This window comes from Bradyrhizobium cenepequi, assembly GCF_020329485.1.
GTDB classification, from domain to species: Bacteria; Pseudomonadota; Alphaproteobacteria; order Rhizobiales; family Xanthobacteraceae; genus Bradyrhizobium; species Bradyrhizobium cenepequi.
Genome location: NZ_JAGKJI010000004.1, coordinates 63227 through 73821, shown reverse-complemented (window position 1 = coordinate 73821; position 10595 = coordinate 63227). Strand labels below are relative to the sequence as shown.

The window sequence follows — 10595 nt, the reverse complement described above, 5'->3', positions numbered from 1 at the left end:
GGTGCTGCATCCCGTCGAGGAGAATGTAATGGCTGAGATCGACAAGCCGCTGAAAGGCATCACTGTCGTAGAGCTCGGTCACAGCGTGGCCGCGCCCTATGCCGGGCTGATCCTGGCTGATCTCGGCGCGCGCGTGATCAAGGTCGAGAATCCGAACAGCGGCGACTATGCGCGCGGCTGGGGGCCTCCGTTCTGGAACGAGACAGCGAGCGCCTTCCACTGTCTCAACCGCGGCAAGGAGGACGTGACGGTCGACTTCAACGATGCGCATGAATGCCGGGAGTTGAAGGCGCTCATTCTTTCGCAAGCCGACGCCGTGATCCAGAATCTGCGGCCGGGCATTCTCAGCAAGTTCGGGCTTACCGCCGAAGCACTACGTGCCGAGAAGCCTGCGCTGATCTGGTGTGACATCGGGGCGTTCGGCACCAAGGGGCCGCTCGCGAGCAAGCCCGGTTATGATCCGCTCGCGCAGGCCAGCACGGGGATCATGAGCGTCACGGGCGAGGGCGGACGGCCGCCGGTGCGGGTCGGCGTTTCCCTGATCGACATGGGCTCGGGCATGTGGGCCGTGATCGGTTTGCTCGCCGCGCTGGTTGCGCGCAAGAGCGACGCCGAGGGACGGATCGTTTCCACGTCACTTTACGAGACTGGCCTTGCCTGGATGACGGTGCCGCTAGCCGGTTACGCGGCATCCGGCGAAGTCCGCAAGCCCTACGGTTCGGGCACGGCGGAGATCGTGCCCTATCAGGCTTTCGAGGCCTCCGATGGCTGGCTGATGATTGCCGCGGGCAACGACAATCTGTTCCGCAAGCTCTGCGGCGCATTGGGGCTCGATGCGCTTGCGTCCGATTCCGATTTCGCCACCAACGCGGCGCGCGTCGTCAACCGCGAGCGACTGTTGCCGCCGATCGAAGCCGCAGTGCGGCGATACTCGGCCGAGGCGCTCGGCAAGCTGCTTGACGAGGCCGACGTGCCCAATGCGCCGCTGCTCGGCATTGATGAAGTTGCCAAGCATCCGCAAACCCGCGCGCTAGACATGACGGTGCGTTGTGATGATGACGACATCGAGCTGGTCGGCATTCCCCTTGCCTTCAATGGGACGCGTCCTCGGGCGCGGACGCCGGCTCCGGCGCTAGGTCAGCACAACGCCATCCTTCGGACATCCTCCAGCAAGGAGACGGCCAATGCGAAGTGATTTCGAGACGATCACCGCGGAACGGCGGGACAATCACATCCTACTGGTGACCTTGAACCGGCCGGACGCCGCCAACGCCATGAACACCCAGATGGGCCTCGACCTGATGGAGCTGTTCGAGGGACTCACGGTCGATCTCGAAGGATTGCGCGTTGCGATTCTGACCGGGAGCGGCGCAAAGGCGTTTTGCGCCGGCGGCGACCTCAAGCAGCGCAACGGGATGACGGATGAGGCCTGGCAGGCCCAGCATCTCGTCTTCGAGCGCATGCTGCGCGCGATCCTGGCTTGCCCGATTCCTGTCATTGCGGCGGTGAACGGCGCCGCATATGGCGGCGGCTGCGAGATCGCGGCGGCGGCCGATTTCGTCTATGCCGCGACCAACGCACGCTTTGCACTGACGGAAGTGACGCTTGGCATCATGCCTGGCGCCGGCGGCACACAGAACCTGCCGCGGGCCATCGGCGAACGCCGCGCCAAGGAAGTCATCCTCTCCGGCCTGCCATTCTCGGCCGAGGAGGCGGAGCGCTGGGGACTGGTCAATCGCGTGCTGCCGCCGGAGGAACTGCTGACCGCAACGCTGGCCATCGCCGAGCGGATCGCCGGCAATGGTCCGATCTCGGTGCGCCAGGCGAAGCAGGCGATCCACCGCGGCCTGCAGATGTCGCTTGCCGACGGTCTCGCGTTCGAGATCGAGGCCTACAATCGTCTGGTCCCGACTGCGGATCGCCGCGAAGGCGTGCTCGCCTTCAACGAGCGTCGCAGGCCGAATTTCCAGGGCAATTAGCGGAGGCGCGAGATGCGTGAAAAAGCTCATGTTCGCGAGGTCGGGCCGAGGGATGGCTTGCAGCTCGTGAAGACGATCATGCCAAGCGCGCGCAAGCTCGCTTGGTGTCGCGGCATGGTCGAGGCTGGAATCAACGAGATCGAGGTGACGTCGTTCGTGCCGCCAAAGGTGATTCCGCAGTTTGCCGATGCGGAGGAGGTGGCCAGCGGTGCAGCCGCGATCACCGGCTGCCGGCCTTCGGTGCTGGTGCCGAACCTGCGCGGCGCGGAGCGCGCCTTCGCGCTGGATCTGGCGCAGGTCAACTATGTGCTGTCGGCGAGCGAGGAGCACAATCTCGCCAATGTCCGTCGCAGCACCGAGGAATCGCTGCAGGATTTCGCGCGCATCGTTGCAGCGCGTGATCAACGCGCCGGCGCGCGCATTGCACTCGGCGCCGGGATTGCCACCGCGTTCGGTTGCACCATTTCCGGATCGGTGTCTGAGGCGCAGGTCGTCGAGATCGCGGTGCGGCTTGCGGAAATGGGGGCCGATGAGATCATCGTCGCCGACACTGTCGGTTACGGTGATCCGGGGCAGGTCCGCCGGTTGATGAAGGCGGTGATCGCCGCCATCGGCCGCGTTCCCGTCGCGTGCCATTTCCATGACACCCGAGGGCTCGGTCTTGCCAATGTCACCGCCGCGCTTGAAGCCGGCGTTCGCGCCTTCGATGCGTCACTCGCGGGGCTTGGCGGCTGTCCCTTCGCGCCGGGCGCGACTGGCAACATCGACACCGAAGACACCGTATTCCTGCTGGAGCAACTCGGCTTCGATACCGGCGCCGATATTGAAGCGCTGATTGCACTGCGCGGGGCGGTCGAAAGCTGGCTGCCCGGCGAGCGGTTCTCCGGCGCCATCGCTCGCGCCGGATTGCCGAAGACCTATCGCGCGCCCGCCAGGGTCGCCGTCTGAAAGGATACTGCATGAACTATCATGATACTTCTCACCGGGCTGATCGCGACGTCACGGTTGTCCTGGGCGAGGATTTTCCGGAGCTGCGCAGCACGGTCCGAAAAATCTGCGAAAAGTTTCCCGGCGAATATTGGCGGGCGCTCGATGAACGCAGCGGCTATCCGGCCGAATTCGTCGCCGCCCTGACCGAGGCAGGGTTCCTCGGCGCCCTCATTCCGGAGGAATATGGCGGCTCCGGCCTGCCGCTGCGCGCGGCGGCGGTGATCCTGGAAGAGATCAATGCCAATGGCTGCACGGCGAGCCCGGCGCATGCGCAGATGTACATCATGGGCACGCTGTTGCGCCACGGCAGCGAAAAGCAGAAGCGCATCTATCTGCCGGATATCGCCGCCGGAAAGTTGCGGCTGCAGGCCTTTGGCGTGACCGAGCCCAACACCGGCTCCGACACTACCCAGCTCAAGACGCGCGCGGAGCGCCAGGGCGACGTCTACGTGATCAATGGCCAGAAGATCTGGACCTCGCGCGCGCTCTACTCCGATCTCATGCTGCTGCTGGCACGCACCACGCCGCTCGATCAGGCGAAGCGACGCACCGAGGGACTTTCGGTGTTCCTTGTTGACCTGCGCGAGGCCAAGGGCAATGGCGTGGAAATCCGCCCGATCAAGGCGATGATCAACCACAACACCACCGAAGTCTTTATCGAGAACTTGCGGGTGCCGGCGGAGAATTTGATCGGCGAGGAGGGGCAGGGCTTTCGCTACATCCTCGACGGCATGAACGCCGAGCGCATCCTGGTCGCCTCCGAATGCGTCGGCGACGGGCGCTGGTTGCTCAACAAGGGTGTCGCCTATGCCAATCAGCGCAGCGTGTTCGGCCGTCCGATCGGGCAGAACCAGGGTGTCCAGTTTCCGCTGGCGCGCGCCTATGCCGAACTCGAGGCGGCCGACATGATGGCGCGACGCGCTGCGGCCCTATTCCAGGCCGGACATCCGTGCGGTGCGGATGCCAATATCGCCAAGCTGCTTGCCTCCGAAGCAACATGGAAGGCGGCGGATACGACGTTCCAGACCCATGGCGGCTTTGCCTTTGCGCAGGAATACGATGTCGAGCGCAAGTGGCGCGAGGTCAGACTTTACCAGACGGCCCCGATCTCGACCAACATGGTGCTCGCCTATGTGGCGCAGCACGTGCTCGGTCTTCCCCGGTCCTACTGAGGAGGCGATCATGCTTAATATCACTCGCGAGACCGCAAAGTTCGTCGCAGGCCTGAGGCCGGCAGACTTGCCCGACCGGTGCAAAGAGGCCGCACGGATCGGCATCATCGATTGTGTCGGCGTCATGATCGCAGGCGCAGCCGAGCAGCCGGTGCGTATCGTCTCGGCCATGCTGGCGCCGTCCACGCAGAACGACGGGGCGCCAGAAATTCCCTCGGGCCGCAACCTCGCGGCACCGGATGCAGCACTTGTCAACGGCGTCGCGGCGCATGTGCTCGACTATGACGACGTGGCCCTCGCTGGCCATCCGAGCACCGTGCTCGTTCCCGCCATCCTTGCCGAGGGCTGGTCGCTTGATTCTGACGGTGCCGATGCGGTTGCCGCCTATGTCGCGGGCTATGAGCTGTGGGCCCAGCTTGCAGATCTCGAACCGGGACACCTGCATGAGCGCGGCTTCCATCCGACCGCGGTGATGGGCGCACTCGCGGCCGCAGCGGCATGCGCCCGCCTGCGCAGGCTCGATCCCGAGAAGACGGCACACGCCATCGCCATCGCGGCCTCGCTGGCCTCGGGCCTTGTCGCCAATTTCGGCACGATGACGAAATCACTTCACGCCGGCCGCACGGCACAATCGGGCGTGCTCGCCGCACGGCTGGCGGACCAGGGATTCACGGCTTCGCTGGACGTGCTGGAACACCGAACCGGGTTCCTGCGCGCCCATTCCCCGTCCGGCGCACCAAAGATCGAGGACGGCACGCTCGATATCGGCAGGCATTGGCGGCTCGCCGAGCTTGGAATCAATGTGAAGCGCTATCCGACCTGCTATGCCACGCATCGCTCGATCGATGCGATGCTCGGCCTGGTCGAGCAACATAAGCTGAACCCCAATGACGTCACGGAGATCCGGGTTCACACCGGCGTCACGCAAAAGCTGATGTTGCGCAACAACAATCCGCAGACAGGGCTCGAAGCAAAATTCAGCATGGAATTCGCGATGGCCGCCGCACTCATCGCGCGCCGGGTCGGTCTTGCCGAATTGACCGATGAATTCGTTACACGATCGGATGTCGGCGCCACCTTCGCCAAGGTACGCTGCACGACGACCGATGAGATCATGCCCGGCGATCAGCCTTTTGCGCCGTCGGATCAGGTGAGCGTTGTGCTCGCGTCAGGCGAGGTGCTGAAACACGCACCCGTCGTGCATGCCAAGGGAAGCTGGCAGAAGCCACTCACCCGCGAGGAGCTGAAGGGTAAGTTCCTGGACTGCACGACGCGAGTGTTCGCTCGCGCCCATGCAAGCGACCTGTTCGAGCAGCTGTGGCGGTTGGAAGAGGTCGGCTCGTTGCGCTCGCTGCGTCTCACAAGCGATCGGACCGACGCATGACAACAGCAGGATCCGGCGGTGGCGCGAAGCCTCGCATCTGGCATCAGTCGGTCAACGAACTCGACCATCTGGCGGTCTACAAGCGCGCGCTGGAGGCGCATGCGGCGAAAATCCTCGGCGACGCCGTCGAGCTTGTCGTGCATGGTCTTCCCTCCGGCAGCTATGGCGGAGCGTCGGCCACGGCGGTGCTCGGCAATGCCTATGCCTATCACCGCATTCTCGGCCGCGTGATCGATAATGCGATCAAAGCGGAACGGGAGGGCTATGAGGCATTCGTGATCGGCTCCTTCAGCGAGCCGTTCTTGCGCGAGATTCGTTCCGCCGTCGACATCCCTGTCGCCTCGCTCACGGAGAGTGGGCTTCTCGTTGGTTGCTCGCTCGGACGCTACGTGGCGTTGGTGTCGAACGCGCCGGCAGTGCAATGGATGACGAAGGTTGCGGTCGACAAGCACGGGCTTTCCGCACGCGTGCTCGATGTCGTCGCCCTCGATCCGCCGCTCGACGAGCCGGCGCTGGCTGCCGCCTATGCCGACCCGGCTGCTGTCATCGCCAATTTTGCCGCCGCAGCCGAACGCCTGGTGGCGCGCGGCGCCGATGTGATCATTCCGGCCGAAGGTGTGCTGGCCGAGCTTCTCGTCCGTCACGGCGTGCACGAGATCGCCGGCGCGCCGGTGATTGACGTGTTCGCGGTCGCCTGGGCTTACGCGCTGATGGAAGTTCGACTTTGGTCGAAAACCGGACTTCGTGTCGGCCGAAGCTGGCATCACAGGCGCGATGATCCCGCGGTCGTCGCCCGACTTTGGGAGGAGAGTGTCCGATGACGAGGTTTCCCGAGACGCAAGTCGCTGGCGTCTATCATCGCAGACTGGGAGACGTGCTGGTCACGGGGCTCAGTGACGGTTACGTCGACATGGGGTACTCGATCTTCCGCAACATTCCGGAGCAGGAGACCAAGGCCATTCTCGCGCGCGATCACCGCACGTCGCCGCCGCGCATCTCGGTCAATGCTTTCGCTCTGCGGGTGGATGGCCGGACCTACCTGATCGATTGCGGCTCCGCCGATCTGATGGGGCCGACCTGCGGTCGCCTGCCGGGCAACCTTGCGGCAGCAGGCATCGAGGCGGCCTCCGTCGATGGCGTGCTGCTCACCCATGTCCATCCCGACCACTCCAACGGGCTGACCGACGCAGCGACCGGCACGAGACTGTTTCCCAATGCCGAGGTCATCGTGCATGAAAACGAGGTCAATCATTGGTTCAACGACGAGGCGATGGCAAAGGCAGCAGAGCGACCCCGCCGCCGCTATTTTGAAGCCGGCCGAACCCAGCTCAGACCCTATATGGCTGCCGACCGAGTCCGCACCTTCCGCGGCGGCGAGGTGCTGCCGGGCGTTACCGCGATTCCGATCCCCGGTCATACCCCCGGCCATACGGCCTACGTTGTCTCCTCCGGCGGCCGGTCGATGGTCGTGTGGGGTGACACGGTGCATGTGCCCGAGATCCAGGTGGCGCTCCCGCATGTCACCATGGAGTTCGACACCGATCCTGACGCCGCGGCCAAGGCGCGGCAGATGATTTTCGATATGGTGGTGACTGACGATATGCTGATCGGCGGAATGCATTTGCATTTTCCTGGCTTTGGCCATATGCGACGCGAAGGCGGGCAATATACTTTGGTAGCAGAGCAGTGGGCCTTCGAAATCTGATCGGTGCGTCCGACGGTTGAGGCCGCGGAATTCACTTCAGCGCCGCTTGCGCTAAAGTGAGTTCGGACCTCAGGTGGAGACGATGACAAATCGGCAGATGGTGGGCCGTGGAAGCAAGCTGACGATCCGCGACGTGGCGACCGCAGCCGGCGTTTCGACGGGCACCGTTTCGCGTGTCCTGAATGCCAATGCCACGGTTCGTCCCGACGTCCGCCGAAAGGTCCAGCGCGCGATCGACGAGCTCGGCTATGCGCCAAACGCGGTGGCGCGCAGCATGCGGATCCGCTCGACGCATACGATTGGTTGCATCCTGCGCGAGATCAACATCCCGCAGCTCGCCGGCTTCGTGAAGGCGGCGCACGACGTGCTCGACGACGAAGGGTTTTCGTTGGTCATCTCCAACTCGGAGGGCCGGGAGGAGCGTGAGCGCGAACTGCTCAGCCGGCTGTCAAGCCGGCAGGCCGACGGCGTCATGATGGGTCCTTATACACCGATGGAAGGAGAGTTCGAAGCATTCCTGCGCGAGCTCTACATTCCGATCGTGTTGATCGATCGCGCTCAGCCGCCGTGGGCCGATGCCGTCATGGCGGATCACGCGGGAGGCATGCGCGCCGCCGTCGGCCATTTGCTCGACCTGGGCCATCGCCGTGTGGCGCTGATCACGGGTGAGCGTGGGCTATATCCGGCAAGCGAACGCATCCGCGGTTATCGCGAGGCCTATGCGGCGCGCGGGCTGCAGCCCGATCCATCTCTGATCCAGGCCGGCAGTTTCTTGCCCGGCGCGGGTTTCCGTATCACCTCGGCGATGGTCGGCCAGCGCAATCCACCGACGGCAGTGATCTCCGGCGGCATCGACATGCTGTCGGGCGTGCTGCGCGCGGTGCGGGGAAGGGGCTTGCGGATTCCCGACGATGTCTCGGTCATTGCGTCCGGCCACTCCGAACTTGCGGAGCTTGTCACGCCGCCGATCGCTGTCATCGGATGGGATCAAGGCGAAATCGGCCGGATCGCTGCCGGCATGCTTCTCGATCGAATCCGAAACCACGACGTGCAGGAGGCCCGTCACGTGCTGGTGCCAAGCGAATTCATACCCCGGGCGTCAGTGGGGCCGCCCAGGCGGGCGGCCTGAGTCCTTTGCGCGAACGGCTGCTTACATTCATCGCCATCCACAGCGGCGGCGGCCGCGATGCCACCAGCAGACCCACCGGCGTCCGCGCGGTCGGCGCCGCGGTCCACGCCAACGAGGCGGCGGCCCCCACTGTGCTTTTGTGACGAGCTGCGGCCGGTGCTCGACCTTACCGAGGTCAGGCGGCACCGACATCGCCTCTGCAATCCCGACGAAATGAACGCCCAAGGCGCCGACAGCAGCTACGGCGACGGCACCTTGTGCGAGACCAAGGAAAGCTCGGCGAGTTGAAGGGCTCATTGTCCTTCTCCCTCTTTCGTTATGCGGTCCGCCTCGTGGACTCAAAGACATAAAGCAGGAGCTTCAACGCTGAATCGGTCATGCCACGGCCTTGATCCGCGTGACGATCATTGGGGCGTACTGTGGATCGTAGCTTCCGACCAGCAACATCGATATCCGACGAAACCCTGAGTCAGAGGTCGGCAATGTTCCGAACTACTTTCGGCAGGAACTCTCGGGCGTTCGTTATCGTCGGCCTCTTGCGCCCAGGGTCAAATGGGTCACCGTCGCCGCGAGATTGACCCCGATTGCGCGCTCGACCGAAATCGGCTGCAAGACAACGCTTCGGCGGGATCCGCCGATCAGAACGTTTGCGCCAAACCCAGGACCCAGCGCAACATTGGCGCTGGCCCCCACATAACTCCCGCGCATCGTGCCGGGACCAATCCGCGAGTTCTTGGCAAAGACGGCCCAGGATAAAACGCCGCTTCCGGTGACGCCGAGGTCAAGACCGACACGTCGTATCCGTCCTGCGTAAATGTAGCGTTGCGACGAACCTTGTCGGTAGAATACGCACCGCAGTGACTGCGTCGATCCGACGAGGAATCCGATCCTCGGGCTGCTGGAACACAACAGTCGACCGACCCTGAATGCCTCTGCTTGCGCGGGCGATGCGGTAGTGGAGATCAACGCGGAAATGCACAGGGCGCCCAGAAGCCGTATCGTTTGCATGTCACCCCTCGACTTGATTTCGACTGTTGCAGCCACGAGATCGCCGGGGCCGCGACGCCCATCGCAAGCATGAATGCGCTGTCTCCACAGATCAATGATCCGACAAGCTGTTCACTTGGCCGACGGCGACATCGTCGGCGTGGGCACGGAGGAGCGAACCCGACGGCTGCCAAAGTGCGGATGCCGCCCGCCGCGGTGACGCCAATAGCGATGCTTGCGCGGGTTCATGTTTGTATTCTGGGCTGCGCTCTTTGGCGCCGCCGCACCTTGGTCGGTCGATTGGGCTACGGAGACGCTTGACGGCGCCACAACGGGTTGTGACTGAGGCGACGACCAGCGCGCCGAGTACAGTTCGGATATTCATCATCGCCTCCATATCGCTTCAGAATCCAATGTTGATGTTGGCCCTGGCCTCGTGCGATGCGCCTGCCATGATCCCTGAAGCCCATCGTCGATAGCGCTGACTAAGGGCGGCAGAGAATGCGGAAGCCGGCTGGCCGATGACTACGACCTTATCGGTGCCTTTGCCGCTCGCCCATCGGGGATTCTATGTAGGAACTGACCGCAGAAACTGCGCATCGCGGGCATCCCGCGTGGCACCAGGTCCCAGGAGGTCGGGGCGCTCAACATTCTTGGGTACACGACTAGGCGTGACCTATCCGGGCTGGGCACCTTCTTGTTCATGGGATTGATTAGAATCATCGTCGCAAGCTTGATCAACCTCTTGCTGCGCTCGGCTCGACTTGACTGGTTGATCTCGATAGTTGGCGTCGGCGTCTTCGCCGGCTTGACTGCCTACGGCACCCCGCGGATCTGAAGGAAGACCCGATTTCCATGCCGGTGTGGAATATGCACTTAGTGCCAATTGTTAGCAGGTCATGAATGGCGGTTATGAAAAGCCTTGGCCTCGTGCAACTCGCGGATGGCTCCTCCGCATTTTTATCATTGTTGTACCTATTCGCTGCCGTCCATTCACAACCGGTGCTTAGAGCACGAATTCGCGAGTTCCAGGCTAAGATTGCTCCACGTCGATGGCGCTTTTCTACCTGACGGTGTAGAATGCGGCTACATATCCGATCGGGTAGGGGAGGTTGGCCTAGGTAAGGGGCGGCTCTCAGCATCGAGAGCTGCGTGGAAGGCGAGTGCGTACCGTGAAGCAACATAGTGCTCCCACGTGCGGGTCGGATCGAACCAATGCACAGGGATGGCCAAGCATTGGTGCATCGAG

General features: G+C 63.5%; 10 protein-coding genes and 1 pseudogene. 10 read left to right on the top strand and 1 reads right to left on the bottom strand.

All coding sequences use genetic code 11. The annotated features are described in order from the left end of the window. Positions 1–28 precede the first annotated feature (28 nt). From J6497_RS07365 to J6497_RS41190, 9 genes are all read left to right on the top strand, one after another. Positions 29–1195, top strand: coding sequence for a CaiB/BaiF CoA transferase family protein (locus tag J6497_RS07365; RefSeq protein WP_225703595.1), 1167 nt, complete (start codon positions 29–31; stop codon positions 1193–1195). Next, positions 1185–1979, top strand: coding sequence for an enoyl-CoA hydratase-related protein (locus tag J6497_RS07360; protein WP_225703594.1), 795 nt, complete (start codon positions 1185–1187; stop codon positions 1977–1979). The genes J6497_RS07365 and J6497_RS07360 overlap by 11 nt, the downstream gene beginning before the upstream one ends. A gap of 12 nt (positions 1980–1991) precedes the next feature. Then, complete coding sequence (locus J6497_RS07355) at positions 1992–2927, top strand: hydroxymethylglutaryl-CoA lyase (protein WP_225703593.1); 936 nt, start codon at positions 1992–1994, stop codon at positions 2925–2927. Between the two features lie 11 nt (positions 2928–2938). After that, on the top strand, positions 2939–4141 hold the full coding sequence (locus tag J6497_RS07350; protein WP_225703592.1) for an acyl-CoA dehydrogenase family protein: 1203 nt from the start codon (positions 2939–2941) through the stop codon (positions 4139–4141). A gap of 10 nt (positions 4142–4151) precedes the next feature. After that, complete coding sequence (locus tag J6497_RS07345) at positions 4152–5525, top strand: MmgE/PrpD family protein (protein ID WP_225703591.1); 1374 nt, start codon at positions 4152–4154, stop codon at positions 5523–5525. Next, complete coding sequence (locus J6497_RS07340; RefSeq protein ID WP_225703590.1) at positions 5522–6346, top strand: aspartate/glutamate racemase family protein; 825 nt, start codon at positions 5522–5524, stop codon at positions 6344–6346. Before J6497_RS07345 ends, J6497_RS07340 begins: the two co-directional genes overlap by 4 nt. Then, a complete protein-coding gene (locus J6497_RS07335) occupies positions 6343–7230 on the top strand; it encodes an MBL fold metallo-hydrolase (RefSeq protein WP_225703589.1) in 888 nt (295 codons plus the stop codon). The genes J6497_RS07340 and J6497_RS07335 overlap by 4 nt, the downstream gene beginning before the upstream one ends. Before the next feature lie 82 nt (positions 7231–7312). Further along, entirely contained in the window at positions 7313–8359 is a 1047-nt protein-coding gene (locus J6497_RS07330; protein ID WP_225703588.1) for a LacI family DNA-binding transcriptional regulator, read from the top strand. A 156-nt stretch (positions 8360–8515) separates the two neighbouring features. After that, the gene (locus tag J6497_RS41190; protein ID WP_283844399.1) at positions 8516–8647 is read left to right on the top strand and encodes a hypothetical protein; all 132 of its coding nucleotides are present in this window, start codon (positions 8516–8518) and stop codon (positions 8645–8647) included. A 234-nt stretch (positions 8648–8881) separates the two neighbouring features. Here J6497_RS41190 and J6497_RS07325 read toward each other — a convergent pair whose 3' ends face one another. Continuing rightward, positions 8882–9367, bottom strand: coding sequence for a DUF992 domain-containing protein (locus J6497_RS07325; protein ID WP_225703587.1), 486 nt, complete (start codon positions 9365–9367; stop codon positions 8882–8884). A gap of 616 nt (positions 9368–9983) precedes the next feature. Here J6497_RS07325 and J6497_RS07320 point away from each other — a divergent pair. Then, a pseudogene (locus tag J6497_RS07320) lies at positions 9984–10181 on the top strand (Bax inhibitor-1 family protein); the annotation flags it as partial. Positions 10182–10595: the final 414 nt, after the last annotated feature.

What these genes read in the sequence shown, in the direction of transcription:
- J6497_RS07365 (WP_225703595.1), top strand. Translation starts at nt 29, where the DNA reads ATGGCTGAGATCGACAAGCCGCTGAAAGGCATCACTGTCGTAGAGCTC.
- J6497_RS07360 (WP_225703594.1), top strand. Translation starts at nt 1,185, where the DNA reads ATGCGAAGTGATTTCGAGACGATCACCGCGGAACGGCGGGACAATCAC.
- J6497_RS07355 (WP_225703593.1), top strand. Translation starts at nt 1,992, where the DNA reads ATGCGTGAAAAAGCTCATGTTCGCGAGGTCGGGCCGAGGGATGGCTTG.
- J6497_RS07350 (WP_225703592.1), top strand. Translation starts at nt 2,939, where the DNA reads ATGAACTATCATGATACTTCTCACCGGGCTGATCGCGACGTCACGGTT.
- J6497_RS07345 (WP_225703591.1), top strand. Translation starts at nt 4,152, where the DNA reads ATGCTTAATATCACTCGCGAGACCGCAAAGTTCGTCGCAGGCCTGAGG.
- J6497_RS07340 (WP_225703590.1), top strand. Translation starts at nt 5,522, where the DNA reads ATGACAACAGCAGGATCCGGCGGTGGCGCGAAGCCTCGCATCTGGCAT.
- J6497_RS07335 (WP_225703589.1), top strand. Translation starts at nt 6,343, where the DNA reads ATGACGAGGTTTCCCGAGACGCAAGTCGCTGGCGTCTATCATCGCAGA.
- J6497_RS07330 (WP_225703588.1), top strand. Translation starts at nt 7,313, where the DNA reads ATGACAAATCGGCAGATGGTGGGCCGTGGAAGCAAGCTGACGATCCGC.
- J6497_RS07325 (WP_225703587.1), bottom strand. Translation starts at nt 9,367, where the DNA reads ATGCAAACGATACGGCTTCTGGGCGCCCTGTGCATTTCCGCGTTGATC.